Source organism: uncultured Caballeronia sp., assembly GCF_964243625.1.
GTDB lineage: Bacteria > Pseudomonadota > Gammaproteobacteria > Burkholderiales > Burkholderiaceae > Caballeronia.
In genome coordinates, this window is sequence record NZ_CAXTGZ010000015.1 from 1 (window position 1) to 26,190 (window position 26,190).

The 26,190-nt window shown below is 61.5% G+C and carries 18 protein-coding genes and 2 pseudogenes; 16 read left to right on the forward strand and 4 right to left on the reverse strand.

Translation table 11 applies throughout. From position 1 onward, the window contains the following. Window positions 1–183, forward strand: a pseudogene (locus ACFFAR_RS02020) (Atu1372/SO_1960 family protein); the annotation flags it as partial. A 31-nt stretch (window positions 184–214) separates the two neighbouring features. Here ACFFAR_RS02020 and ACFFAR_RS02025 read toward each other — a convergent pair. Further along, on the reverse strand, window positions 215–1,033 hold the full coding sequence (locus ACFFAR_RS02025) for a methyltransferase domain-containing protein (RefSeq protein ID WP_174363293.1): 819 nt from the start codon (window positions 1,031–1,033) through the stop codon (window positions 215–217). A 459-nt stretch (window positions 1,034–1,492) separates the two neighbouring features. Here ACFFAR_RS02025 and atzF point away from each other — a divergent pair, with 459 nt between their 5' ends. The 10 genes from atzF (at window position 1,493) to uvrA (ending at window position 17,015) form a co-directional block, all read left to right on the forward strand. Next, on the forward strand, window positions 1,493–3,316 hold the full coding sequence (gene atzF, locus ACFFAR_RS02030; protein WP_174363292.1) for an allophanate hydrolase: 1,824 nt from the start codon (window positions 1,493–1,495) through the stop codon (window positions 3,314–3,316). Between the two features lie 42 nt (window positions 3,317–3,358). Then, complete coding sequence (locus ACFFAR_RS02035; RefSeq protein ID WP_174363291.1) at window positions 3,359–4,456, forward strand: BMP family ABC transporter substrate-binding protein; 1,098 nt, start codon at window positions 3,359–3,361, stop codon at window positions 4,454–4,456. A gap of 27 nt (window positions 4,457–4,483) precedes the next feature. Beyond that, window positions 4,484–5,599, forward strand: a complete 1,116-nt coding sequence (locus ACFFAR_RS02040) for an ABC transporter permease (protein ID WP_062172450.1) — start codon at window positions 4,484–4,486, stop codon at window positions 5,597–5,599. After that, window positions 5,592–6,518 carry an ABC transporter permease gene (locus ACFFAR_RS02045; protein ID WP_062002744.1) on the forward strand — a complete coding sequence of 309 codons (927 nt, stop codon included), beginning with the start codon at window positions 5,592–5,594 and terminating at the stop codon, window positions 6,516–6,518. The genes ACFFAR_RS02040 and ACFFAR_RS02045 overlap by 8 nt, the downstream gene beginning before the upstream one ends. A gap of 24 nt (window positions 6,519–6,542) precedes the next feature. Beyond that, on the forward strand, window positions 6,543–7,235 hold the full coding sequence (locus ACFFAR_RS02050; RefSeq protein WP_062172451.1) for a cysteine hydrolase family protein: 693 nt from the start codon (window positions 6,543–6,545) through the stop codon (window positions 7,233–7,235). A 2-nt stretch (window positions 7,236–7,237) separates the two neighbouring features. Next, window positions 7,238–8,848, forward strand: a complete 1,611-nt coding sequence (locus tag ACFFAR_RS02055; RefSeq protein ID WP_174363290.1) for an ATP-binding cassette domain-containing protein — start codon at window positions 7,238–7,240, stop codon at window positions 8,846–8,848. Then, a complete protein-coding gene (locus tag ACFFAR_RS02060; protein ID WP_375507461.1) occupies window positions 8,845–9,849 on the forward strand; it encodes a formamidase in 1,005 nt (334 codons plus the stop codon). The genes ACFFAR_RS02055 and ACFFAR_RS02060 overlap by 4 nt, the downstream gene beginning before the upstream one ends. Then, the gene (gene hpxZ / locus ACFFAR_RS02065; protein ID WP_174363103.1) at window positions 9,846–10,238 is read left to right on the forward strand and encodes an oxalurate catabolism protein HpxZ; all 393 of its coding nucleotides are present in this window, start codon (window positions 9,846–9,848) and stop codon (window positions 10,236–10,238) included. The genes ACFFAR_RS02060 and hpxZ overlap by 4 nt, the downstream gene beginning before the upstream one ends. Window positions 10,239–10,270: 32 nt before the next feature. After that, window positions 10,271–11,002 carry a GntR family transcriptional regulator gene (locus tag ACFFAR_RS02070; RefSeq protein WP_062172455.1) on the forward strand — a complete coding sequence of 244 codons (732 nt, stop codon included), beginning with the start codon at window positions 10,271–10,273 and terminating at the stop codon, window positions 11,000–11,002. Between the two features lie 172 nt (window positions 11,003–11,174). Beyond that, window positions 11,175–17,015 (forward strand): excinuclease ABC subunit UvrA, encoded by a 5,841-nt coding sequence (gene uvrA / locus ACFFAR_RS02075; protein WP_375507462.1) that lies wholly within the window; start codon window positions 11,175–11,177, stop codon window positions 17,013–17,015. On the opposite strand, the gene cynS is transcribed toward uvrA, so the two are convergent. Beyond that, entirely contained in the window at window positions 17,009–17,458 is a 450-nt protein-coding gene (cynS, locus tag ACFFAR_RS02080; protein ID WP_062172457.1) for a cyanase, read from the reverse strand. The genes uvrA and cynS overlap by 7 nt on opposite strands. An 89-nt stretch (window positions 17,459–17,547) precedes the next feature. On the opposite strand from cynS, the gene ACFFAR_RS02085 reads away from it, so the two are divergent. The 5 genes from ACFFAR_RS02085 to ACFFAR_RS02105 all read left to right on the forward strand — a co-directional run bounded on the left by ACFFAR_RS02085 (window position 17,548) and on the right by ACFFAR_RS02105 (window position 24,562). Beyond that, window positions 17,548–17,967: an ACT domain-containing protein gene (locus ACFFAR_RS02085; RefSeq protein WP_375507463.1), complete on the forward strand. Its 420-nt coding sequence runs from the start codon at window positions 17,548–17,550 to the stop codon at window positions 17,965–17,967. Between the two features lie 67 nt (window positions 17,968–18,034). Beyond that, entirely contained in the window at window positions 18,035–19,315 is a 1,281-nt protein-coding gene (locus ACFFAR_RS02090; RefSeq protein ID WP_375507464.1) for a DUF445 domain-containing protein, read from the forward strand. Window positions 19,316–19,361: 46 nt separating this feature from the next. Continuing rightward, entirely contained in the window at window positions 19,362–19,838 is a 477-nt protein-coding gene (locus tag ACFFAR_RS02095; protein WP_174364604.1) for a nuclear transport factor 2 family protein, read from the forward strand. Continuing rightward, window positions 19,835–21,754 carry an amylo-alpha-1,6-glucosidase gene (locus ACFFAR_RS02100; RefSeq protein WP_375507465.1) on the forward strand — a complete coding sequence of 640 codons (1,920 nt, stop codon included), beginning with the start codon at window positions 19,835–19,837 and terminating at the stop codon, window positions 21,752–21,754. The genes ACFFAR_RS02095 and ACFFAR_RS02100 overlap by 4 nt, the downstream gene beginning before the upstream one ends. Before the next feature lie 72 nt (window positions 21,755–21,826). Continuing rightward, window positions 21,827–24,562 carry a glucosidase gene (locus ACFFAR_RS02105; protein ID WP_375507466.1) on the forward strand — a complete coding sequence of 912 codons (2,736 nt, stop codon included), beginning with the start codon at window positions 21,827–21,829 and terminating at the stop codon, window positions 24,560–24,562. A gap of 16 nt (window positions 24,563–24,578) precedes the next feature. On the opposite strand, the gene ACFFAR_RS02110 is transcribed toward ACFFAR_RS02105, so the two are convergent. Both ACFFAR_RS02110 and ACFFAR_RS02115 read right to left on the reverse strand, forming a co-directional pair. Beyond that, entirely contained in the window at window positions 24,579–25,649 is a 1,071-nt protein-coding gene (locus ACFFAR_RS02110) for a TAXI family TRAP transporter solute-binding subunit (protein WP_062002756.1), read from the reverse strand. 139 nt (window positions 25,650–25,788) lie between these two features. Continuing rightward, window positions 25,789–26,190, reverse strand: a pseudogene (locus ACFFAR_RS02115) (hypothetical protein); the annotation flags it as partial.

Below are 26,190 nucleotides of genomic sequence, written 5' to 3' on the forward strand. Positions count from 1 at the left end.
CTCGGAATGGTCAACGCAACGCCGGATTTCGCGGATCATCCGCGCGTGATCAACGGTTGCTCGGATCTTTTCATCGATGTATTCGGCGACGCCGGCCGGCATTCTCGTTCAGCCGTCGGCGTAGGCTCGTTGCCCGGGAACATCACGGTCGAAATAGAAGCGATCGTTGCAATTCGGGACTAGTTAGTGGCTTCCCTCTTGGGAAGCCAATTCGTTATTTCCGCGTGATCACAACCTCCAGGTATTCGCTTGGCAGCACGAGCGTACCGTCTCCCGAACGATTCCTGCTTTCCATCAGTCCGAGCAACTCCTGGGCGAATGCCGCCTGTTTCCCGGCGTCCAGGGCACCGAAGGTCTTGTTCATCGGGCCATAGTAGGTGCGGAACACTTCGAGGAAATGCGCCGGTGACCGATAACGGAAGACAAACGCGCATTCGTTCGCGTTGATCTCATGCGCGGTGCCGGCGAACAGTTCGTCGAGCCGTTCCCTCGATCCCCACAACGACGGCGACTTCAGGCCCGGTGCCGGCGGAATATAAGTGCCTATCGTCTTGAAGACCTGTCCGATAAAACTTCCCGGCGTCCAGTTCGCCAAGCCGATCTTTCCGCCTGGCTTGCACACGCGCGCAAGTTCGCTTGCGGCTTTCGTCTGGTCTGGCGTGAACATGACGCCGAAGGTGGACATCACTACGTCGAACGATGCATCCGGGAACGGAAGGTTTTCGGCATCGGCTTCCTGGAACTCGATGGTTTGCCCCTCCGCCTGGGCGCGGGCGCGCCCGGATTCGAGCAGCGACGCAACATAGTCGGTCGATGTGACCTCGCACCATCGGCGGGCGGCTGCAAGCGTTGCGTTGCCGTTGCCGGCGGCAACGTCGAGTACGCGGCTGCCCGAGCGAAGGTCGAGCGCTTCGCAAAGGTTTTCACCAACAATCTGAAGCGTACTGCCGACGACCGCGTAATTGCCGGTAGACCACGCGGCCTGCTGGCGTGTCTTCACAGCGGCGAGATCGATGGAAGGGTCGGTGCTCATGTTTTTGCTCCTTGACGTGTACTAATTGAGGTTGCGGGAAACGTCACCGCATCGCACAAGCAGCTTCTCTTCGGTTTTTCGATGTCCATGATGTATCTGCTTAGCGACTATGAGGTCATTGCGGATGCATTTGTCGTGTGCTTATTCTTCAGAAAATTAGTAAGGCATCCAGACTTATTATTGCAGGATACATCGGCTTTTGGTGGTGTTTGTAAGCCGAGGTTGGTTCGCAGAAAGGTTCGGCTATGCCGCGCGCTGTTTTTGTGCGCCCAAGTTTCGCGAAGGTGCGCGGCGCACCAGAACCAGAACGCCCAGGATGCTCGTGAGCGTACGTCGCGGGCCAAGCCGATCGCTCGGAAGCCTTTTTGGTAAAGGCTTAGTGGGGTTTAGCTGATTAATTCCGGGAAACTGGCACGCCTCCTGCATTATGAATCCCATCTTGTATGCAAGACGGAATTCATGTCCAACTTCCCCGACACCACTGACCACCTTCTTGTATCGGCGCTCGCCGACGCATATGCAGCGCGACGCCAGTCACCGCCTGAAGTCATAGACGCTGTATTCGACCGGATCAGCGTTATCGATCGTCCGGAGATATGGACGCTGCTATTGCCGGCCGAGACGGTTCGTGCGCAAGCGCGTGTGCTTGAGAAGGCGCTTGCCGAAGAGGGTGACGCGGTCTTCGAGCGCCTGCCGCTCTTCGGTGTACCGTTCGCGGTCAAGGACAACATCGACGTCGCGGGCATGCCGACCACCGCCGCGTGCGAACCCTTCAGCTATACGCCGGACAAAACCGCGTTCGCCGTTCAGCGCTTGCTCGATGCCGGCGCGCTTCTCATCGGCAAGACCAACCTCGATCAGTTCGCCACGGGACTTGTCGGTACGCGTTCGCCGTTCGGGGCGGTGCGTCAGGTCGAGTTTCCGGAGCGCGTGTCGGGCGGGTCGAGCTCCGGCTCGGCAGTATCTGTCGCGGCGGGATGCGTTGCGTTCTCGCTCGGTACGGACACTGCGGGGTCCGGCCGCGTGCCTGCAGGATTCAACGGAGTGGTTGGCCTCAAGCCGTCGCTGGGCCTTGTCAGCAAAAGCGGCGTGGTGCCCGCGTGCCGAAGCCTCGATACGCTGTCGATCTTTGCGCACGATGTCGCCGATGCGTGGCATGTCCTTGCGCAGATGGCGAAGTTCGACGCGGGTGATGCGTACTCGCGGCGGGTTGCGCCATTGGGCGCGGCGTCGTCGCCGTTGCGTTTGGGCGTTCCGGCAGAACTCGAATTCTTCGACGATACAACCGCGCACCAAGCCTTTAACGCAAGCCTCAAAGTGTTGTCGGCTGATCTTGCAACGACACCGGACCTAATCGATCTTGCCCCGTTCAAGCGCGCTTCGGCGTTGCTCTACGGTGGCCCTTGGGTCGCCGAACGGCGCGCGGCGCTCGGCGCGTTCTTCGACACCAACTTCGCGGACATCGATGCAACCGTGGCCGCCGTGATCGGCAAGGCGGACCGCTTCAGCGCGGTCGATGCCTTCAACGGCCAGTACGCGCTTGCCGAACTCAAGCGGCAAGCGGAGCGATGCTTCGACGCCATTGATGTCCTGATCGTACCCACCACGCCGACGCATCCGCTTATCGCCGATGTGCAGGCGAGTCCGATCGAACGCAACAGCGAGCTGGGTTACTACACCAACTTCGTGAATCTTCTGGACCTGTGCGCGTTATCGGTGCCGTGCGCGCGTCGAAGCGATGGTTTGCCTGCAGGCGTGACGCTGATTGCGCCGAGCGGCGCGGATCATCGGCTGGCGGTTCTGGGCGCGCGCATCCAGGCGCTTTTCGACAATACGACCCACGCCGCTCCCAATCTTCAACCGTTGCCGTTCCAGGAACCGACCGTTGCACTCGCAGTGGTTGGCGCACACCTGCGCGGGCAGCCGCTCAACCGGCAACTACAGGAAGCGGCCGCGCGTTTCGTCGAAGCGACCAGGACATCGCCTGCGTATCTGCTGTTCGCGCTTGCGAATACATCGCCGCCGAAGCCCGGGCTTGTTCGTGACGCGAAACACGAAGGCGCCTCGATCGCCGTCGAAGTATGGGACGTGCCGGTGCGCACGTTCGGGAAGTTCGTGATGGACGTTCCATCGCCGATGGGTATCGGCACTGTCGAGCTTGCCGATGGACGGTTCGTCAAAGGCTTCATCTGCGAACCGTGGGCGGTATCGGCGGACAGCGGCGCACAGGACATCACCGCGTTCGGCGGCTGGATCGCGTACCTCGACGGCCTCAATAAGTAATCAAGTAATCCATAACATTCAATCGAACAGGAACCCAACAAAATGACCAGCCGCCGCACATTCATCAAAGACGCGAGCCTCTTGGCGCTTGCGACCATGGCGCCGTTCCAGTCGGTGTTCGCGGCTGGAAAAACCACCGTCGGCGTGATCTATGTCGGTGCGCGCGGCGACTACGGCTACAACCAGGCGCAGGCCTCGGCCGCGGCGATCATCAAGAAACTGCCGAACGTCAAGGTCGTGGAAGAAGAGAACGTGCCCGAAACCATCGCGGTCCAGAAGTCCATGGAGGCGATGATCGAACAGGACGGCGCCACGCTCATCTTCGCGACCTCCTTTGGTTACTTCGATCCGCACGTGCTCAAGATGGCGGCCAAGTATCCGAACGTGCGCTTCGCGCATTGCGGCGGTTTGTGGAAGCAGGGCAATCCGCCGAACATTGCGAGCTACTTTGGCTATATCGATGAATGCCAGTACCTGAACGGCGTGGTCGCAGGGCACATGAGCAAAAGCAAAAAACTGGGTTTTGTCGCGGCCAAGCCTATTCCGCAGGTGCTGCGCAACATCAACGCCTTCACGCTCGGCGCGCAGTCCGTCGATCCGTCGATCACGACGCAAGTGATTTTCACCGGCGACTGGTCGATGCCCGTGAAGGAAGCGGAAGCGACGAACAGCCTTGTCGATCAGGGTTGCGATGTGATCACGTGTCACGTCGATGGCCCGAAGGTCGTTGTCGAAACCGCCGAGAAACGTGGCGCGATGAGCTGCGGTTATCACGCGAGCCAGGCGGCGCTCGCACCAAAGGGTTATCTCACGGGCGCCGAATGGGACTGGGCGACGCCGTACAAGGAACTCGTGGCCGATGCGCAAGCAGGCAAACCCCAGCCCAATGTATTGCGCGGCGGTTTGAAGGAGGGCTTCGTCAAGATGTCGCCCTACGGCGCAAAAGTCACGCCCGATGCGAAGAAGGCCGCCGACACGGTCAAGGCCAGCATGATGGCCGGCTCGTTCGTGATCTTCAAGGGGCCGATCAAGGACAACAAGGGTGGGGTCGCTATAGCCGCCGGCACGAGTCATCCGCAAACCGACTACACCCTGGAAAGCATGAACTATCTGGTGTCGGGTGTTACGGGCCAGATCTGATGGCGTTGTCAAACTGAAGGAGCCGTGATGCGTCCCAATGCTTCGACCGCCCGCGTTTTACTGGCTGTGTTGCCGGCCATTCCGACGGTGCTCGCGCTTGCCGGAACCCTGGTGTTGTTTTCGTTGTTCCTGCTCGTGCAGGGGCAGCCGGTCCTCGATGCGGTCGGCCTCATCGTACAGGGCGCGTTTGGGTCGTCGTTCGCGTGGCAGAGCACCTTGCTGCGTGCGTCGCCGCTGATGCTCACGGCGCTTTGCGTGGCCTTGCCCGCGCAAGTGGGGCTGATCGTGATCGGCGGGGAGGGCGCGTTGGCGCTTGGCGGAATGTGCGCGGCCATCGTTCCGCAGATGCTGCCCGCGAATACGCCGTGGCTCATCGCGACGCCGTTGATGGCGCTTGCCGGCATGCTTGCGGGCGCTGTGTGGATTGGCGCAGTGGGCGCGTTGCGGCAATGGCGCGGCGTGAACGAAACCATCAGCAGTCTGCTGATGGCGTATATCGCGATTGCGCTCTTCAAGTTCTTTGTGGAAGGACCGTTGCGCGATCCTGCGAGCCTCAACAAACCCTCCACGCTCCCCGTCCCCCAGTCGATGTCGATAGGTTCGCTGCCGGGCCTGGAAGTGCACTGGGGCCTGATGTGGGGCGTACTTGCATGCATCGCGGCGTGGGTGTTCGTCAAGTACAGCACCAAGGGTTTCGCGATGCGCATCGTCGGCGGCAGCAATCGCGCGGCGCGTCTGGTCGGCTTGCCGGTGAACGTGCTTGCGTTCGTTGCGTGCGCGCTCGGCGGCGCGGCGGCCGGCCTTGCCGGCATGTTCGAAGTCGCAGCGGTGCAGGGCAGCGCGAATGCATCGCTGCTTGCGGGCTACGGTTATGCGGGCATCCTCGTCGCATTTGCTGCGCGCCAGAATCCGCTCGCGATCATCGTATGCGCGGTGATGATCGGCGGCATCGAGGCGAGCGGCAGCCTGCTGCAGCGCCGTCTCGATCTGCCTGATGCCACCACGCTGGTTCTTCAAGGTCTCCTGTTCGCAAACCTGCTCGCATGGGAAGCGCTGGGCGGCCGGATCGCAGCGTGGCGTGTGCAGCTGCAGGCCGCGGCCATTGCCGATGTCAACCTGCAGATGGAGCAAACCCATGCCTGATGCACATTCGCCCATCGTGATCCTGCTGCTGTCGCTGGTTGCCGGCGCGATCCGTGTGAGTACGCCGTATCTTTTCGTGAGCCTTGGCGAATGCCTGACCGAGAAGGGCGGCCGTGTAAACCTCGGGCTCGAGGGCATCCTTGTTTCTGGCGCGATGAGCGGTTACGCCGCGTCCTACCTGACAGGTTCGCCGTGGGCCGGTGTGCTCGCGGCGGGGTGTGTCGGCTTGTTGCTCGGGTGCCTGCACGGACTTGTGTGTTCACTTCCCCGCGTCTCCGATATCGCGTTCGGTATCGCGTTGATGCTGCTCGGCACGGGACTCGCGTTTTATCTGGGCAAGCCGTTTATCGAACCGCAGGCGCCCGGGCTTCAGTCGTTCGATTTCGGCGCATGGTCCAGCTCGCCGCAATTGCATAACGCGCTGCACGTGAATCCGCTTTTCGTGATCGGTGTGGTGCTGGCGTTCGCATTGCAGTGGGGATTGCGCAGCACGCGCTGGGGCATGACCCTGCGTCTCGTCGGCGATCACGCGGAGACTGCACGTGCAATGGGTTATCCACTGACGCGGATTCGGATCATCGCGACGTCCGTAGGTGGCTTTTTTGCGGGCGTGGGCGGTGCGTACTTGTCGCTCGTTTATCCGGGTAGCTGGAATGAAGGTTTATCGAGCGGACAAGGGTTGATGGCGGTCGCGCTCGTCATCTTCGCGCGCTGGCAACCGCTGCGATGCCTGTGGGCTGCGTTGCTCTTCGGCGCCGCCGGCGCTCTCGGCCCGGCATTGCAGGCTATCGGCGTGACGAGCGGTTATTACCTCTACAACGCTGCGCCGTACGTGCTCACGCTCGCGATCATGATCATCAATTGCCGTCCCGACCGCACGCTCGCCGGCGCGCCGGGCGAACTGAGTCTCACACGCTGACCCCTTTTTGAAGGCGCTCCGACCATGAACCGATTCATTGAAGCCAGACCTTATCCGTGGCCCTTCGACGGCAACCTGCGCCCCGACAATACCGCGCTCGTTGTCATCGACATGCAGATTGATTTCTGTGGACATGGCGGTTATGTCGACAAGATGGGCTACGACCTGTCGCTCACGCGCGCGCCTATCGAACCGATAAAACACGTGATGAACATGATGCGCGAGCAGGGCTTCACGATCATTCACACGCGCGAAGGGCACCGGCCGGATCTGTCTGATCTGCCTGCAAACAAGCGCTGGCGTAGCCGTCGCGCGGGAACGGAAGGCGTGGGTATCGGCGACGATGGCCCTTGCGGCCGCATTCTCGTGCGCGGCGAACCAGGTTGGGAAATCATCGATGAACTCGCGCCGCTGCCGGGCGAAATTGTCATCGACAAACCCGGCAAGGGCTCGTTCTGCGCCACCGATCTCGAACTGATTCTGCGCACGCGCGGCATCGTGAATCTGGTGCTGACCGGCATCACCACCGACGTCTGCGTGCACACCACCATGCGCGAAGCGAACGACCGCGGTTTCGAATGCACCGTGCTCGCCGATTGTTGTGGCGCGACCGATCCCGGCAACCACGACGCGGCGCTGCACATGATCACGATGCAAGGTGGCGTGTTCGGTACGGTTTCCGATTCACAAGCGCTCCTGACCACGCTCGGCGGCTGACCATGTCCACTGCATCGCATGCGCTCGACGTGGAGATCCACAACGCCGGCAAATCCTTCGGCGCATTTCGTGCGCTCGACAATGTGTCGATCAAGGTCCGCGCGGGCACTGTCCACGCGTTGCTCGGCGAAAACGGTGCAGGCAAGAGCACGCTCGTGAAGGGACTGGTGGGTTACGGCGTGCTCGATGAAGGGCAGATCTCGGTAGGCAATCGCGAGGTTCATATTACGTCGCCGCGTGATGCACAGGCACTGGGTATCGGCATGGTGTACCAGCATTTCACGCTGGCCGCGGGTTTGTCGGTGGAAGAGAACCTGTTGCTGGCGCGCGGCCGCCTGCCCTGGAAAATCGACTGGAAAGCAGAACGCGCGGCACTCGAAACGTTCATGAAGAGCATGCCGTTCCGCCTGCCCCTCGATGCACCGGTGTCGGGCCTTGCGGCCGGGGAAAAGCAGAAGCTGGAGATCCTCAAGCAGTTGTATTTGAAGCAGCGTTTCCTGATCCTCGATGAACCCACCTCCGTCCTCACGCCGCAGGAAGCCGACGAAGTGCTTGGGCTGATGCGCGACCTGACCACGCGCGGCGAGCTGACTGTATTGATGATCACGCACAAGTTCCGCGAAGTGATGGCCTACGCCGACGACGTGACCGTGCTGCGCAAAGGGCGTCAGGTTGGATCGGGCGCGGTGTCGGGCACGAACCGCGACGCGCTGGCCGGGCTGATGATGGGCGCCGATGAAACCCGCGACCACGCCGTGATGGAGGCGGTCACCGCCGAACGGGTCGCACGCAAACCGGTGGACGCTGCAGCGCAGATTCGCCTGGCAATCAGGACGCTTTCCGTCGACGATGATCGCGGCCACGCCGCGGTCAAACATGTGTCGCTGCAGGTTCGCGCGGGAGAGATACTCGGCATTGCGGGAGTATCGGGGAATGGTCAGAAGGAACTGGTCGAAGCGCTTGTCGGGCAACGCCGCGTGAAGGCCGGTGAGATGGAAATCGACGGCCGCGCGTATCGGGCGACACGTGAAGAGATGACGCAACGGCGCGTGTTCGCGATTCCCGAGGAGCCGCTCAAGAATGCGTGCGTGGCGAGCATGAGCGTCGCGCAAAACCTTGCGCTTCGGGACTTTGATCGCGCGCCGCTGCGCCGTGGCGGTTGGCGTCTCGACCGCCGCGCGATGCGCGATCGTGCAGCCCAGCTCATTGATGAATTCAACGTGCGGCCGCCGCTTCCTGAACGCGCCATCGGCACACTCTCGGGCGGCAACGTGCAGCGCGCGGTGCTGGCTCGCGAACTGGGTCAACCCGTCGACGTACTGATCGTCGCGAATCCGGTGTTTGGTCTCGACTTTGCATCGGTGGCTGACATTCACGCACGCATCATGGCCGCACGCGATGCCGGCGCAGCGGTCCTGCTGGTCAGCGAAGATCTCGACGAATTGCTGGAACTGGCGGACCGTATCGCGGTGATCGCGGAAGGCGAACTCGTGTTCGAGACATCCGCCGCAAACGCAGATCGTGCAACGCTCGGTCATTACATGGCGGGACATGGCGATACGGTCGCGCAAACCGTGCCTGCAGCCGAACCTTTGAAGGAGGTCATTGAATGAGCTCGAGTGGATTGGGCGGATTGAACAAGTCGCCAAACGGCATCGTGATCGGACTGGTGCAATTGCAGAATCCGGATGTCGCGACGCGCGAAGAACTCGCTGCACAGACGCAGAAGATCGTGGCAATGGTCGGCAAGGCGCGACGCAACAATCCGGCGATGGACCTCGTCGTGTTTCCGGAGTACGCGCTACATGGTCTCTCCATGCGCACGGATGACGCCATCATGTGTACGCTCGATGGTCCCGAAGTAGCGGCGTTCAAGGCAGCGTGTATCGAGCACAGGATCTGGGGCTGCTTCTCGATCATGGAACTCAACCCGGGCGGCAATCCGTACAACAGCGGACTGATCATCGACGATACCGGCGAGGTCAGACTTTATTATCGCAAGCTGCATCCATGGGTGCCAGTCGAGCCGTGGGAGCCTGGAAACATAGGGGTTCCGGTGTGCATCGGGCCGAAGGGTGCGGTGCTTTCGCTCATCATCTGCCACGACGGCATGTTCCCCGAGATGGCGCGCGAAGCCGCGTACAAGGGCGCGGAAATCATTCTGCGCACAGCGGGATATACCGCGCCGATACGCCACGCATGGCGTATCACGAACCAGTCGAACGCATTCCAGAACCTCGCGCAAACGGCAAGCGTGTGTCTCTGCGGCACCGACGGCAGTTTTGATTCCATGGGCGAAGGTATGTTCTGCGATTTCGATGGCACGGTGATGGTGGACGGCAGTCACCGGCCGGACGAAATCATCACTTGTGAAATGCGGCCTGACCTCGTTCGCGAAGCGCGCTTGAACTGGGGCGTCGAGAACAACATCTATCAGTTCGGGCATCGCGGATATGTTGCCGTGAAGGGCGGCGCGCAGGATTGCCCGTACACGTTCATGCATGACATGGTGCATGGTGAATATCGGTTGCCATGGGAAGACGGCGTGAAGGTAACAGACGGAACGTCCTGCGGTTTCGCGCCGCCCGAGCGCACCTACAAGGGTAAGTCATGACGTTGCCGATCAACCAGCCCGAGGTGATCGCACAAGTGTGCGCGGCGTTCGTCGAATATGAACGCGCGCTGGTCGCCAACGACATCGAGACCATGAATGCACTGTTCTGGAATGCAACCGAGACCGTGCGTTATGGCATTGCCGAGATCCAGCATGGGGGCGACGCCATCCGCCAATGGCGCGAGACGTGCGCGCCGGTGCCGGCTTCGCGCAAGTTGCACCGGACCATCGTCACGACTTTTGGCGCGGACTTCGCAACCGTCAGCACTGAATTCACGAGCGATACCACGCCGTTGATCGGAAGGCAGATGCAAAGCTGGGCTCGCATTGGCGATGACGGCAACTGGAAAATCGTCGCCGCGCACGTCAGCCTGATTCCCGAACCCTGAAACGCCGATAATAAGAACAAACGGGAGCGCGAATGCAGGAAGACACGATTGAAGCGGGTATTGAAATAGTTGAGCCGAACGCGGCCAATCCCCTTGCCGAACAGGTTTATCAGCGGCTGAAGCACGACATCTTCAACTTCAGGCTGTTTCCGGGCGACCGCTTTTCTGAGAACGGTATCGCGCAGTATTACGGTGTATCGCGCACGCCCATGCGCGACGGCCTGTTCCGCCTGCAACGCGAGGGTTACCTCGAAGTAGGTTTCCGGCGCGGCTGGAAGGTCGCGACGATCGACTTCAATCAGATGGACCAGCTCTACGATCTGCGCATCGTGCTCGAACTCGCTGCGCTCGAACGAATGACTGCGGGCGGCGACGCGGCGCGCGTTGCTATCGATGCGCTCAAGGCAATCTGGTGCGTCGAGCCCGAAGCCCGTGAATCCGACGCCGTGAAAATGTTCGGCATGGACGAGGATTTTCATCGGCGAGTGGTGTCCGCAACGGGGAATGCCGAGATGGTCCGCGTGCATAACGATGTGACAGAACGCATCCGCATCGTGCGCCGCCTCGATTTTCTGAAGCCGCACAGGACCAGCGCGACTTACGACGAACATTCGACCATGCTGCATCTGATCGAACGCAAACGCCTGACTGAGGCATCCATCTTGCTGCGTGCCCATATCACGCAGAGCAAGCTGGAAGTCCGGAAGATCACCGTCTCAATGCTCGATGCAGCTCGTGATGTAAAGCTGCCATTCGTGTCGTAGGTCATCCTGGCCGCCGGCTCGGTCTGCCAAAAACACTGTACGGGTGTACAGTATTGGATACTTCCGCAGTTATCTCATCGAAGTGCTTTGCACAGCAGCGGCTCCAGCGCGAGCCGTACGCGGTACCGACGCTTCGGTGGACGATCTAACTCATTGAACCGGTTAGGAAAAATTGGCATCCAACAACGCAATCCGCATTCGCGGCGCTCGCCAGCACAATCTCAAGAATATCGACCTGGACCTGTACACGGGCCAGATGACCGTGGTGACCGGTCCCTCCGGCTCGGGTAAATCGAGCCTTGTTTTCGACACGCTCTACGCCGAAGGCCAGCGTCGATATGTCGAAACGTTCAGCGCCTACGCGCGGCAATTCCTCGACCGGATGGATCGTCCGCAGGTGGATCGCGTGGACGGCGTGCCGCCGGCGATTGCCATCGACCAGACGAATCCGGTGCGCAGTTCGCGCTCGACCGTCGGCACGATGACCGAGCTGAACGATCACCTGAAGCTGTTCTATGCGCGCGCTGCCGAGCTCTTCGATAAAAAGACCTCGCATCAGGTCCGGCATGACACGCCGGAGACCATCTACGTCGAATTGCTGGAGCGCACGAAGGCGAACGATCCGCGTATTGCGATCACGTTCCCGGTCGAGCTGCCCGAGTCCGCGAGCGACGAAGAAGTCGCGCAATGGCTTTCCGCGAGCGGTTATACGCGCGTGCAGGCCAAGCGGCATCAGGACGGCCGGCAGATGCTCGATGTGGTCGCCGACAGGTTCCGTTTGCAGAACACGGAACGGTCGCGGGCGCTCGAGGCGATCGAAGGCGCATTGCTGCGCGGCACGGGGCGTGTGAATGTGTATGTGTTGCCGGAGCCGGGCGCGGAAGACGGCGACAAGCCAACGGACGTTCCCACGTGGCGCTTCTCCACCGGCCTTCACAGCCCGGAAAGCGATATTCGCTACGCCGATCCGCAACCCGCGTTGTTCTCGTTCAACTCGGCGTACGGCGCGTGCGAAACGTGCCGTGGATTTGGCCGCGTGATCGGCGTGGATCTCGGTCTCGTGATCCCCGATGAACGCAAGACGCTGCGCGGCGGCGCGATCAAGACGATGCAGACGCCCGCATGGCAGGAAAATCAGGACGACCTGTTGCGCTACGGCGCGAAGGCCGGCATTCGGCTTGGGGTGCCCTGGAGCGACCTGACGCAAAAGGAACGCGACTGGGTGATCAACGGTTCGCCGGACTGGACGGGCAAGTGGCAGAACCAGTGGTACGGCGTGCAGCGTTTCTTCGATTACCTGGAATCGAAGGCGTACAAGATGCACATCCGCGTGCTGCTGTCGAAATATCGCAGCTATACGAAGTGTCCGGTGTGCGAAGGCGCGCGGCTGAAAACCGAAGCGCTGCTGTGGCGTCTTGGTACGAAGGACCAGGCGGACGCCGTGTTAAGTCCGGCCGATCGTTTCCTGCCGGCCGGCGTGGAATGGACACGTCCGCAACTCGAAGCGCTGCCCGGCCTCACGCTGCACGACCTGATGCTGATGCCGATCGACCGGATTCGCCGGTTCTTCGATTCGCTGACACTGCCAAGCACGTTGCTCGACGACGCGCTCAAGCTGCTGCACAACGAAGTCCGCACCCGCCTCAAGTATCTTTGCGATGTCGGCCTCGGTTACCTCACGCTGGATCGCCAGAGCCGCACGCTGTCGGGCGGCGAAGTGCAGCGGATCAACCTGACGACCGCGCTCGGCACGTCGCTCGTGAACACGCTGTTCGTGCTCGATGAACCGAGCATCGGCTTGCATCCGCGCGACCTGAACCGGATTGTCGAGGCAATGCACCGGCTGCGCGATGCGGGCAACACGCTGGTGGTCGTCGAGCACGATCCGTCGGTGATGCTGGCGGCGGATCGTCTTATCGATATGGGTCCGGGCCCCGGCGAACGCGGCGGCTCGATCGTGTATGACGGATCGCCGAACGACATTGAACATAGCGACACGCTCACTGGCGCTTATCTTGGCGGCCGCAAGCACGTAGCGCATGTGTCGAACTGGCAGCGCCGCGCAGTCGATGCAAAGACGCCGCGGCTCGTGCTCGAAGGTGCGACGCAACACAACCTGCGCGATGTCACGGTCGAGATTCCGCTGCAGCGTCTGGTGTGCGTGACGGGGGTATCGGGTTCGGGCAAATCGACGCTGATCCAGGATGTCCTCGCGCCAGCCTTGCTGCGTCATTTCGGCAAGGCAACGGAAACGCCGGGCGCATTTCGCGCGCTGAAAGGCGCGGACGAATTAAGCGAAGTGATCTTCGTGGATCAGTCGCCGATCGGTCGCACGGCGCGTTCGAATCCGGCGAGCTACGTTGGCGCTTTCGATGAAATTCGCAAGCTCTTCGCAAAGGCGCCGCTGGCGGCGCAACGCGGTTACAGCGCGGGCATGTTCAGCTTCAACTCCGGCGACGGCCGTTGCCCGACCTGCGGCGGCTCGGGCTTCGAGCACGTGGAAATGCAGTTCCTGAGCGATGTGTATTTGCGTTGCCCGGATTGCGATGGCCGGCGGTATCGTGCGGAAATCCTCGATGTGCAGATCGAGCGCGATGGCCGTTCCCTGAGCGTCGCCGATGTGCTCGACCTGACCGTCAGCGAAGCCGTCGCATGTTTCGCCAAGGACAAGGAAGTGCTGCGGGTGTTGCAGCCTATCGTGGACGTTGGACTTGAATACGTGAAGCTCGGACAGCCCGTCCCGACGCTTTCCGGCGGCGAAGCGCAACGCCTCAAACTGGCGGGTTTCCTCGCGGAAACGGCACAAGCGAGCGGCAACAAGCCGGGCCGTCTGTTCATGTTCGACGAACCCACGACCGGTCTTCACTTCGATGACATCGCCAAGCTCATGCAAGCGCTTCGGCGTCTGCTGGAACGCGGCCATTCGCTGATCGTGATCGAGCACAACCTCGACGTGATCCGCGCGGCCGACTGGATCATCGATCTGGGTCCTGAAGGTGGTGACGCAGGCGGCCTGGTGGTTTGCGTAGGCACACCGGACGATGTCTCCGCTTGTGAACAATCGCACACGGGCAAGGCCTTGCTCGATTACGAGGAAGCCATGGCGCCGGGCGCCGCGCAGAAGCGGGCATCGGGCGTGCCGTTGCAGCTTACGGCCGAAGTGGCGGCTGCGCGCCGTGCGCTGCAGGGCGAAGACGTGGTGCGCATCGTCAATGCGCGCGAGCACAATCTCAAGTCGCTCGACGTGGATATCCCGCACGGCAAGTTCAACGTGATCACGGGCGTCTCGGGTTCGGGCAAGTCGACGCTTGCCTTCGATATCCTGTTCCACGAAGGCCAGCGCCGTTACCTCGAATCACTGAACGCGTATGCACGTTCCATCGTGCAACCGGCCGGGCGTCCCGAAGTCGACGCCGTGTATGGCATTCCGCCGACGGTTGCCATCGAACAACGGTTGTCGCGCGGCGGCCGGAAAAGCACGGTCGCAACCACGTCGGAAGTCTGGCATTTCCTGCGGCTTTTGTATGTGAAGCTCGGCATCCAGCATTGCATCCACGATGGCGCACCAGTCGCCGCGCAAAGTCCTGAATCGATCGTCGCGCAGATCCTGCGTGACTTCAAAGGCCAGCATATCGGCCTGCTTGCACCGCTCGTCGTGAACCGGAAAGGGATCTACACCGACCTTGCGAAGTGGGCAAAAACGCGCGGCCATACGCATCTGCGCGTGGACGGCGAGTTTCTCTCCGTCGATCCGTGGCCGAAGATCGACCGCTTCAAGGAACACACTATCGAGTTGCCGGTTGGCGATCTGATCGTCAGCGTGAATGACGAAGCATCGCTCAGGAAGATGCTCGAAGACACGCTGGAACTCGGCAAGGGCGTGATGCATCTGCTCGCGCCGCTCGACGATCTGCATGGCGCGCTGAACGGCGGCAAGAACGGCACGAAGCACGTCGGCGAGATCCGCGTGTTCTCGACCAGGCGCGCGTGTCCGGTTTGCGGCACGAGTTATCCCGAACTCGATCCGCGCATGTTCTCGTACAACAGCAAGCATGGCTGGTGCCACACGTGCGTGGGAACGGGGGTCAAGCTCACGCGCGAGCAGCGCGAAGCCTATGATGACACCTTGCTCTCCGAAGACGTTCGCGGCCGCGAACAAACGATTCCATCGGCGGAACAGGAGCCTGATGACGTCGGGGATCAGCCATGTCCGGATTGCGAAGGCACGCGCCTGAACGAAGTCGCGCGTGCGGTGACGTTCGGCAATCAGCCGATCACCGAAATCGGCCGATGGACGGTCACCGCCACGCGCAACTGGGTCAACAAGCTGAAGCTCAAGGGACGTGATGCGGATATCGCGCGTGACGTGGTGAGCGAAATAGAAGGACGTCTGCAGTTTCTCGAAGAAGTCGGCCTCGGTTATCTGAGCCTCGACCGCGCAGCGCCGACTTTGTCCGGCGGCGAAGCGCAGCGCATCCGGCTTGCGGCGCAACTCGGCAGCAACCTGCAAGGTGTGTGTTACGTGCTCGATGAACCGACTATCGGCCTGCATCCGCGAGACAACAAGATCCTGCTCGACGCGCTCAAAAAGCTCGGCGACAAAGGCAATACGCTGGTCGTCGTGGAACATGACGAGGACACGATTCGCCGCGCGGATCACATCATCGACATTGGTCCGGGTGCGGGAAAACGCGGCGGTACGGTCGTGGCGCAGGGCGGTGTTGCAGACCTTGCAGCACAACCCGATTCGCTTACCGGTCAGTTCCTGGCAAACCCGATCCAGCATCCGCTGCAACCGCGCCGCGAAGTAAAGACGCCCACCGCCAAACGCGCCGCAACGCCGGAAAACTGGCTCACGGTACATGGCGCAACGCTGCACAACCTGCGCAACGTCACGGCGAGCATGCCGCTCGGACGCCTGATTGCGATCACCGGCGTGAGTGGTTCCGGCAAGTCGACGCTCGCGCGCGACGTGCTGATGACCAATCTGCTCGACGCCGTGGGCCGCTCGGTGCTGTCGTCGCCGGCAACGCGCCGCGCACGCAAGACCGCGCAAGCCGACATGCCCGCACGTAACCGTTCCAGCGTGTTGTCGCGGGAAGCGCCGCGTCCGAAGTTCGATGTCACGCATCGCTGGCAGGGCTGCACGGACGTGACCGGCTTCGAAACGATCGACCGTGTGCTCGAAGTCGATCAGACGCCGATCGGCAAGACGCCGCGTTCGTGTCCGGCCACGTATATCGGCATGTGGGACACCATCCGCAAGCTGTTCGCCGATACGCTCGAATCGCGCGCACGCGGTTATTCGCCGTCGCGCTTCTCGTTCAACACCGGCGACGGACGCTGCCCCGCGTGCGAAGGTCAGGGCGTGCGCACCATCGCAATGAGCTTCCTGCCGGACGTCAAGGTTCCGTGCGATGTCTGCCATGGCCAGCGCTTCAATCCGGAAACGCTCGCGGTGACGTGGCGCGGGAAAAACATCGGCGAAGTCCTGACGATGGAAATCGATGAAGCCGTCGAGTTCTTCTCCGCCATGCAGAGCATCGCGCATCCGCTGCAACTAATGAAAGATGTCGGGCTGGGGTATCTGACGTTGGGCCAGCCATCGCCAACCTTGTCGGGCGGCGAGGCGCAGCGGATCAAGCTCGTGACGGAGTTGTCGAAGGTGCGTGACGATATCGGCCGGCGCGGGCAGAAAGCGCCGCATACGCTGTACGTGCTCGACGAACCCACGGTCGGCCTGCATATGGCCGACGTGGCAAAGCTGATCCGCGTGCTCCACAGGCTGGTGGACGGCGGCCATTCCGTGGTCGTGATCGAGCACGATCTGGACGTGATCGCGGAAGCCGACTGGGTCATCGATCTCGGGCCGGAAGGCGGTACGGAAGGCGGATCGATCGTGGCGTCGACCGATCCGGAGACGCTCTCGAAGAATCCGCGCAGCCACACCGGCGCGGCGTTGCGGCCGGTGCTGGAACGCGGTACGGCGGTTGCGGCCGAGGAAGTTCAGTAACTCTTGTAGGGCAGGAATTTGCCCGATAAAACCACGTTGACCCGGTCCCCCTTGGGATCGGGTTCGCGCTGGATGTCCATCGAAAAGTCGATGGCGCTCATGATCCCGTCGCCGAATTCCTCGTGGATCAGTTCCTTGATCGTGGTCCCGTAGACGCTCACGATTTCGTACCATCGGTAGATCAGCGGGTCGGTCGGCACGGCGCTCGGCAGCGAGCCTTTATAGGGCACAATCTGCAACCAGGCGACGGCTTCATCGGAGAGACCGAAGACTTCGCCGACGACTTCGGCCTGCGTTTTGGAGAATGTCATCTGCCCCAGGCAGCCGGCCGTTACCCATTCCTTGCTCAAGCCGACTTTCTCCGCCACGTCGGCCCATTTCAGCCCTTTGCTCACCTTGGCGGCGAGAATCATGCGAGTCACTTCGCTGCGATCGGAAATCATGGGTGTCACTCCTCGGGTTTGCCTGAAGCGAGTGTATCGGCCAATTGCGCGGCTGGCTGGCGGACAAAAATAGAAAAGGATTCCCACTGATGTCTAAACCGACCGTGTCGATACCCGTCAACGATCTCAACACCTTGCTTGCATCGATGTCACCCGAGTTGCAGCCGGGCGTGTATGTCTACGCGAACGTCCCGTTCGATACCGATATGTCCGCCCTCGCGCCCATCGCGACCTTTCGCGAACGCGAGGGCCTGACGCTCATCCTGGAAGAGTCCGAGGCGCTGAAAGCCGGTATCGAACCGATGTTTCGCGCTGCCTGGATCACGCTGACCGTGCATTCGGACCTGCAGGCGGTCGGCCTGACTGCCGCCTTCGCAACCGCGCTTGGAAAGGCAAACGTCAGTTGCAACGTGGTCGCGGCGGCGTATCACGATCATGTGTTCGTACCGATCGAGTCTGCCGGCACAGCGATGGCCACGTTGCTGCAACTTCAACGTGATGGCTTGTGAGAAACCCGAATCGTTCCCGCTGGTATGCTGGCGCCCTCGTCCCACTAAACAAGATCGCAAAACCGCAATGGCAACGCAGGACAAATCTCTCGCACTGAAGAAAATGAAGTGGTTCGCCGCCGGCCTTCTGCTGGCGGCAGCCGCGCTGTTCGTGCTCGCAAAAAGTCAGCATGAAGTGGGCGCCTGGGCCTGGGTCGCCGCATTCGCCGAAGCCGCCATGGTCGGCGCGCTGGCCGACTGGTTCGCGGTCGTCGCGCTGTTCCGCCATCCGCTCGGCTTGCCGATTCCGCACACTGCCATCCTCCCGGCAAACAAGGCTCGCGTGGCCGACAACCTTGCCGAATTCGTCCGGGACAAGTTTCTCGGCACCGACGCCCTGGTCGCCCGGGTGAACGCCTTCGATCCCGCCGGTCGCCTTGCTATCTGGCTCGCCGAACCGGCAAACGCGGCGCTGCTCGGCAAGAAAGCGGTCGCCGCGGCAGGCCAGATGCTGGAGTTCATCGACGACGAGCGCGTCAAGGCCATGCTTCACGAAGCGCTGCGCCGTCGTGCCGAACAGTTCGATCTGGCGGGCGCAGTCGGCGGATTGCTGTCCACCATGACGGCGGACCGCCGCCATCAACTGCTTCTGGACGAGGGCCTGCGCGAACTCGCGCAATGGCTCGACCGCGAGGAAGTGCAGGGGATCCTTGCAGGCAAGATCATCGAAGTGGCGGGAGAGGAATATCCGAAGCTCATCGGCATGCTGGGTTTTGTCGGCCTGAGCGCCGAGGATCTCGGTAACAAGTTCGCAGGCGGCCTGGTGCGCGGCGCGACCAAATGGCTGCACGACATCAGCGACGATCCCGAACACGAACGGCGCAAGGCGTTCGACCGCTCGGTGGAGGGGTTTATCGAACGGCTGAAGAGCGATCCGGCGTTCCGCGAACGGATCGATCAGCACAAACGCGAATGGCTCGAACGTCCCGAGTTGCGGACCTATGTGAACGGCTTGTGGGACGAATTCAAGGACTGGCTACGCCGCGATCTATCTCAACCGGACTCCACGCTGAACCGGAAAGTGACGGGCGCGGCGTCATCGTTTGCGGCCGCCCTGGGCGACGATCCTGCGTTGCGTGAATCGATCAACGAGCATATGCGTGACGCGCTGCGTTCGCTCGCGCCGGAACTGCGCGACGGCATCGCGAAACATATTGCCGCGACCGTGCGCAACTGGGACGACGCCACGCTCGTGCGCGACGTGGAACTGAGCGTGGGCCGCGACCTGCAATTCATCCGCGTGAACGGCACGCTGGTGGGCGGGCTGGTTGGCCTGATCATTCATGCCGTATCGATGTTCATGGTTTAAGCTTCTCGTTGCCGCGGTCAACCGACCCTCCTGGAAGAGACCGAACATGACGGACCCGAACGCCGCATTGATCCAGCGTTTCTACGAAGCCTTCCAGCGTTCCGACGCCGAGGCGATGGCGAAATGTTATGCGTCCGACGTCGAGTTCAGCGATCCTGTGTTCGGCGTGTTGCGCGGCCGTGAAGCGGGCGACATGTGGCGCATGTTGCTTGCGCGGGCGTCGGAATTTTCGCTGACCTTTGGCGACATCAAGTCGGTCGGACAAACGGCGACTGCAAACTGGGTCGCGACCTATCGTTTTTCGCAGACGGGACGTATGGTCGTGAACCGCATCAACGCGCGTTTCGTGATTCGCGACGGCCTGATCGTCGAACATTACGATCACTTCGATCTCTGGGCCTGGAGCCGTCAGGCGCTTGGACTCAAGGGTCTGCTGCTCGGCTGGACGTCGTTCGTACAGAACAAGATCCGCGCGCAGGCAGCGAAGGGACTCAGGACTTACCGGCAGCAACCGAAGACATGACACGCATTGATTCCCCCGCTCGCGAAGGGCGCCTCGACGACGAATGGCTCGAAGCCGATGCTTTCGGCGGGTTCGCTTCCGGGACCGTCGGCACCGAGCGCACGCGCCGATACCACGCGCTGTTGCTCACGGCCACCCATCCGCCTGCGGGACGCATGGTGCTCGTGAACGGCGTGGAAGCCTGGCTCGAGGATGCATCGGGAAACACGCGCATTCCGCTCACCATGCAACGCTATGGCGACGGAGCGGCGTGGCCGGATATATCGGCGAGCCTGCTTTCATTCGATACCGAACCGTGGCCGACCTGGCGTCATCAGATCAGCGACACGCAAGTACTCACCGCAGAAGTCTTTGTCGCCAAGGACAGTGCGTGTACGGTGCTTCGATGGCGCCTGGACAACACCACGTTGACGCTCAAAGTGCGGCCGCTGATGTCGGGCCGCGATTATCACGCGCTGCATCACGAGAACCCCGCGTTCAACTTCGACTTTACCGGGATGGGTGACCAGATCCGCTGGCAGGCGTATGGCGATGTGCCGGCGGTGGTTGCGGTATCGAACGGAACGTATGTGCATGCACCCGACTGGTATCGCAATTTCTGCTACACGGCCGAGCGCGAACGCGGCATGGACTTCAACGAGGACCTCGCGACGCCGGGTGTCTTTTCCTTCGATTTATCGCGCGGGGAAGCGGTGCTCGTGTTGAGTGCGAACGAAGGAGCGGCAAGATCCGCCGCGCAACTTGCAGGCACGGAGCAAGCGCGCCGCGCTGCCTTTCCATCTGCGCTGCAACGTTCAGCCGATAGCTACATCGTCGCGCGCAACGAGGGCCGCACGATCCTCGCCGGCTTTCCATGGTTCACCGACTGGGGCCGCGACACGTTCATCGCGATGCGCGGCTTGATGATCGCATCGGACCGTCTCGCCGATGCTGAATCGATCCTGCTCGAATGGTCCGGCACGATCTCGGAAGGCATGCTGCCGAACCGTTTCCCCGACAGCGGCGGTGCGCCGGAGTACAACTCGGTCGATGCGTCGCTATGGTTCGTGATTGCCGTGCACGAGTATCTGGCGGCGGGACATGCTGCGCAACACACCCGGAACCGCTTGCAGCAAGCCGTCGATGCGATCCTCGACGGCTATACGAACGGCACGCGCTATCAGATCGCCGCCGATCCGAAAGACGGACTGCTGCGCGCGGGCGTCGCCGGCGTGCAACTGACGTGGATGGACGCGAAGGTGGGCGACTGGGTGGTGACGCCGCGCATCGGCAAGCCGGTTGAAGTGCAGGCGTTGTGGATCAATGCGTTGCGCATTGCCGCTGTGTGGAATCCGCGCTGGACGGAACCTGCAACGCGGGCGACCTACGCCTTTCAACAACGTTTCACTGATCCTGCGAGCGGCGCGCTCTACGACGTCGTGGACGCGGATCACGAATCCGGCGAGATCGATCGTTCGATCCGGCCGAACCAGCTTTTTGCTGTCGGCGGCTTGCCGTTTTCGCTGATCGACAACGATGCAACCGCCCGCGCAATCGTCGATCAATGCGAGCAACTCTTGCTCACGCCAATGGGCATGCGGACCCTGTCGCCGAATGATCCGGCCTACAAGGGCCGATACACCGGGCCGCCGCTCGAACGCGATGGCGCCTATCATCAAGGCACCGTCTGGCCGTGGCTGCTCGGCGCGTTCGTGCAAGCGTGGTTGCGGGTGCATCGCGACGATCCCGCAGCGAGAACGCAGGCCCGTGAACGCTTTTTGCAACCGCTGCACGATCATCTGCATCGGGCGGGTCTCGATCATGTCTCCGAAGTCGCGGACGGCGATGCACCGCACACGCCCGGCGGCACGCCATTCCAGGCGTGGTCGCTCGGTGAACTCATGCGCCTCGAGCGCCTGCTCGCCACAGATTCATGACGATTAATGCCGATGTCGTGCAAACGCGCTAGATTATCGGTCTTACCGTCACGCCTAGCCTAAGGACGCACCATGCCGCCACTGCGCGCTACCAAGTCGCTCGACACCATCGAAGGATCGCGTCTTCATTCCACCGACTGTTCGCGCTGGCAACGCTGGGGCCCGTATCTCAGCGAGCGTCAATGGGGCACGGTGCGCGAGGATTACAGCGAGAACGGCACCGCATGGGACTATTTTCCGCACGATCATGCGCGCAGTCGCGCATACCGATGGGGCGAGGACGGCATCGCCGGATTCAGCGACGACAAGCTCAACTGGTGCGTCTCGCTTGCAATGTGGAACGGTCAGGATGCCATCCTGAAGGAGCGTTTGTTCGGCCTGACGAACGCGCAGGGCAATCATGGCGAGGACGTGAAGGAGCTTTATTTCTACGTCGACGGCGCGCCCACGCATTCCTATATGCGCATGCTTTACAAGTACCCGCACGCAGCGTTTCCCTACGATGACCTCGTCGCGGAAAACGGCCGGCGCGGTGCGGACGTACCCGAATACGAAGTGCTCGATACAGGCGTCTTCGAAGACAACAAGTACTTCGATATCCACGTCGAATATGCGAAGCACACGCCGGAAGATATCGTGATGCGCGTGACAGTCGAGAACCGCGCGGACTGTGCGGCGGCCATCGACTTGTTGCCGCAAATCTGGGCGCGCAATACGTGGTCATGGAAAGAGTCGCAGAAGCCGTCGCTGACCTTGAAGGGCGACGCCAAGAGCAAACGTGTAGTTGCCCATTGCGACGGACACGCGCCCATGGTCGTGACCGCTGAAGCGCGTAATGGCGCAGCCGTGGACTGGGTGTTCTGCGAAAACGAGACCAACGTCAGGCGTCTGTTCGGTTCGGAAGGAGCAGGGCCGTTCAAGGACGGCTTCAACGATTACATCGTGCATGGCGAAGAGAGTGCGATCCGTCGCGATACCGGCACGCGTGCCGCCGCGCATGTGAGGATCGAATTGCCGGCGCTGGGCCGTGGCGTCGTGACAATGCGCTGGCGTCCCGAAGCCGATGCCGACACGGATCGCCAGCCGCTCGATACCGACGCGCTGTTCGCTCGCCGGATCGCGGAAACCGATGCGTTCTACGCCGGCCTGCAGCACGAAATGGACGACGCAGATCAACGTCTCGTGCAACGTCAGGCGCTCGCGGGAATGTTGTGGTCGAAGCAGTTCTACATGTTCGATGTCACGCGCTGGATGGACGGCGACCCGTTGCAGCCAGCGCCGCCCGCAGGCCGCAAGCGTGGCCGCGATGCCGACTGGCGGCACTTGTGCAACGCCGACATCGTCTCGATGCCCGACAAGTGGGAATACCCGTGGTATGCATCGTGGGATCTGGCTTTTCACGCTGCGGCGTTCGCGCTGATCGATCCGGCGTTCGCTAAGCGTCAATTGCTGCTGCTGGTTAAGGACCGTTATCAGCATCCGAACGGGCAATTGCCGGCCTATGAATGGGCGTTTGGCGATGCCAATCCGCCGGTCCACGCGTGGGCCACGTGGCGCGTCTATGAGATCGACCGTGCCATTACCGGCAAGCCGGATCGCGATTTTCTCGAGCTGGTCTTTCACAAGCTGCTGCTGAATTTCTCGTGGTGGGTGAACCGCAAGGACGCCGACGGCCGCAACATCTTCCAGGGCGGCTTTCTCGGGCTGGACAACGTGGGCATCTTCGACCGGTCAGCGCCGTTGCCAACGGGCGGGCGCATCGATCAGTCGGACGGCACCGCGTGGATGGCCGCTTACGCGCTGGACCTGATGCGCATTGCGCTGGAACTGGCGGTCGCGAATCATGTGTTCGTGGATATCGGCGTGAAGTTCTTCGAGCATTTCCTGTACATCGCGGAAGCAGTCAGCAGCAGCGATACCTGCGACACCGGTCTGTGGGATGAGCGCGACGAGTTCTTCTATGACGTGCTGCAACTGCCCGACGGCACCAGCGTGCCCATGCGCATTCGTTCGATTGTCGGGCTGATTCCATTGTTCGCGGTCCATGTGCTCGAAGAGCATCTGCATGGTCATCTGCCGGGATTGCGCGACCGGCTGACGTGGTTCCTCGAACATCGGCCAGATCTGGCGAAGCTCGTATCGCGATGGAATGAGCCGGGCAAGGGCAACAGCCTGCTGCTTTCCGTGCTGCGTGGTCACCGCATGAAAGCGCTGCTCAAACGCATGCTCGACGAAAGCGAGTTCCTCTCCGACTATGGCGTGCGCGCGTTGTCGCGGGTGCATCGGGACGAACCCTTCGTGCTGCAGCATAACGGGGATCGTTTTTGCGTGAAGTACTTGCCGGCGGAATCGGATTCACGTGTGTTCGGTGGCAACTCGAACTGGCGCGGCCCAATCTGGATGCCGGTCAACTATTTGCTGATCGAATCTCTTTACGAGTTTCATCGGTACTACGGCGAAGATTTTCTCGTGGAGTATCCAACGGGATCGGGGCAGAAGTTATCGCTGAATGCTATCGCCGATGAACTCGGCAAACGTCTGACGCGCCTGTTCCTGAAAGACAAGAATGGTCGCCGTCCTGTGATGGCCGCGTACCCACAATTACAGGCTGATCCGCGTTCGGACGATCTCGTACTGTTCCACGAGTACTTCCATGGCGATACAGGGCGCGGCGTGGGCGCGTCGCACCAGACCGGGTGGAGCGGTCTGGTTGCGTTGCTGCTGCAGCCGCGCGTAGCCGACGTTGCGGGTAACGTGCCGGTCGGCGGCGCGGCGGTGCCTGAGGAAGCGGAACTGGTGACGAAATAATCTGCCACCGCTTCAGTCATTCGTTGCAGAGCATCAGTACTTTTTCGGCATCGGTGCAGGCGCGCTTCGGCGCGCGCTGTGTCGCCGGTTCCGCGGAGCCCGCCGCCGCGGTCTTCCTGATACACGCGCGCAAGTGCTTTTCTATCGGCGGATAGTATTTCCAGCCACGGCTCAACGGCGGCAACTCGAGCTTCACCTGTTTCCACTTCGGGTGACCGTTGGCCTGCAGTTCATCGAAGTGCGTACATAACGAATCCGCGAACTGCGTCATGACGCCGACCGTGCCGCGCAGGTTGTAGTCGTAGGTCACGAGAAACGCCTTCACGGTCAGCGTGGGCGAGTCTTCCTTGATCCAGTTCGGATAACTCGCCGTGCGGATGGTCGCCGGGAAATACGTCTGCTCGGCGCGCGCTGTTTCAGGCACCGACGGATCGAGCTTCAGCAACTTGATCTGGCTGAGCAGCTCCGGATTCAGGTCCTGAAAAAGTTTTGCAGGCTGCCCCGCAACGATGATGGCCACATCCAGCTTGCGAACGATCAGCTTCGCGAGCGCGTCCTCATTGCTGTAGTGCTGCGTCTGCGCTTCGGGGATGGGCTGGTTGAACATCAGCTTGTAGAGCGTGGTCGCCGATTGCGCGGTGCCGCTGCCGATCAGCCCGACGCTGATGTTCTTGTCCTTGATCTCGTGGATGTAGTTGATCGGCGAATCCGAGCGCACCACGAAATAGATTTCCTCGTTATAGAGCGGCATGATCAGGCGCAGCGGCTGAATGATCTTGCCCGCTTCGGCGTTGCCGGCTTTCGCCATATCGAGGTAGGCCTGATACACGTCCGACTGCACGAGCGCGAGTTTCACGCCCGGTTCGTAACGCATGCGTTGCACGTTTTCGGCGGAGCCTTTCGATGCCAGCACATCCAGGCTGATATTGGCGGGGTCCGCGACCCATTTCGCCAGGTCCTGGCCGATCTGGATGTAGGTACCGCGTTCCGGTCCGGTGACGATCTTGAAATCGGATTGCGCATGGGCGCGGTCAACCAAGCCGGCGAGCCCGAGCAGGGCGAACAGCATGAGTACGGTCTTGCGCATGATGTTGTTTGAATCGTTTTAATGTGTTTGGCTACGTTTATTGCACGCATTGATCAATGTGGCCGGCGTCTCCGGGCGCGGCCGTGTTGTCTCCTTCCGGTCTCCTTGCTGAATCGTGTGCTGCGCGTTTTGTTTCTGTCTATTGCGATGGCGGACGTTGTTTCGACGATCCTTTCGTCCAGCCGGATTCAAGGATTGCGCGCTCTTCGGCGTCGGCATCCATGGTGTTGCGGGCGATTGCTTTCGGCTGGGCCGTGCTTTGTGCGCTGTCTCCTGACGCGACGGTGCGGGTCGTCGGTACGGTTGCAGAGTTGGTCGTGGCTGTGATAGAGGTCGCGGTCGCGGGAATGACCGCGGCGTGCGCGGCAACCGCTTCAGTGACCGGTGTGGTTTGATCACGCGCTGCGGCAGATGCGTCTGCCGCAGGCGTACGCACGGCAGCAGGCGCCGCTGGCGATGCCGCGCGCACAACCGGTGTCCCGGGGCCGTCGGGCATCGGAATGAACGACGACGTCGATGTTGACGCTTGAGGCGCTGCAAT

Bases quoted from the DNA above. Each gene is read 5' to 3' on its own strand.
- cynS (WP_062172457.1), bottom strand. From the start codon at position 17,458: ATGATTTCCGATCGCAGCGAAGTGACTCGCATGATTCTCGCCGCCAAG.
- ACFFAR_RS02050 (WP_062172451.1), top strand. From the start codon at position 6,543: ATGAACCGATTCATTGAAGCCAGACCTTATCCGTGGCCCTTCGACGGC.
- ACFFAR_RS02085 (WP_375507463.1), top strand. From the start codon at position 17,548: ATGTCTAAACCGACCGTGTCGATACCCGTCAACGATCTCAACACCTTG.
- ACFFAR_RS02055 (WP_174363290.1), top strand. From the start codon at position 7,238: ATGTCCACTGCATCGCATGCGCTCGACGTGGAGATCCACAACGCCGGC.
- atzF (WP_174363292.1), top strand. From the start codon at position 1,493: ATGTCCAACTTCCCCGACACCACTGACCACCTTCTTGTATCGGCGCTC.
- ACFFAR_RS02045 (WP_062002744.1), top strand. From the start codon at position 5,592: ATGCCTGATGCACATTCGCCCATCGTGATCCTGCTGCTGTCGCTGGTT.
- ACFFAR_RS02040 (WP_062172450.1), top strand. From the start codon at position 4,484: ATGCGTCCCAATGCTTCGACCGCCCGCGTTTTACTGGCTGTGTTGCCG.
- ACFFAR_RS02035 (WP_174363291.1), top strand. From the start codon at position 3,359: ATGACCAGCCGCCGCACATTCATCAAAGACGCGAGCCTCTTGGCGCTT.
- ACFFAR_RS02110 (WP_062002756.1), bottom strand. From the start codon at position 25,649: ATGCGCAAGACCGTACTCATGCTGTTCGCCCTGCTCGGGCTCGCCGGC.
- ACFFAR_RS02095 (WP_174364604.1), top strand. From the start codon at position 19,362: ATGACGGACCCGAACGCCGCATTGATCCAGCGTTTCTACGAAGCCTTC.
- ACFFAR_RS02105 (WP_375507466.1), top strand. From the start codon at position 21,827: ATGCCGCCACTGCGCGCTACCAAGTCGCTCGACACCATCGAAGGATCG.
- ACFFAR_RS02060 (WP_375507461.1), top strand. From the start codon at position 8,845: ATGAGCTCGAGTGGATTGGGCGGATTGAACAAGTCGCCAAACGGCATC.
- ACFFAR_RS02025 (WP_174363293.1), bottom strand. From the start codon at position 1,033: ATGAGCACCGACCCTTCCATCGATCTCGCCGCTGTGAAGACACGCCAG.
- hpxZ (WP_174363103.1), top strand. From the start codon at position 9,846: ATGACGTTGCCGATCAACCAGCCCGAGGTGATCGCACAAGTGTGCGCG.
- ACFFAR_RS02100 (WP_375507465.1), top strand. From the start codon at position 19,835: ATGACACGCATTGATTCCCCCGCTCGCGAAGGGCGCCTCGACGACGAA.
- ACFFAR_RS02070 (WP_062172455.1), top strand. From the start codon at position 10,271: ATGCAGGAAGACACGATTGAAGCGGGTATTGAAATAGTTGAGCCGAAC.
- ACFFAR_RS02090 (WP_375507464.1), top strand. From the start codon at position 18,035: ATGGCAACGCAGGACAAATCTCTCGCACTGAAGAAAATGAAGTGGTTC.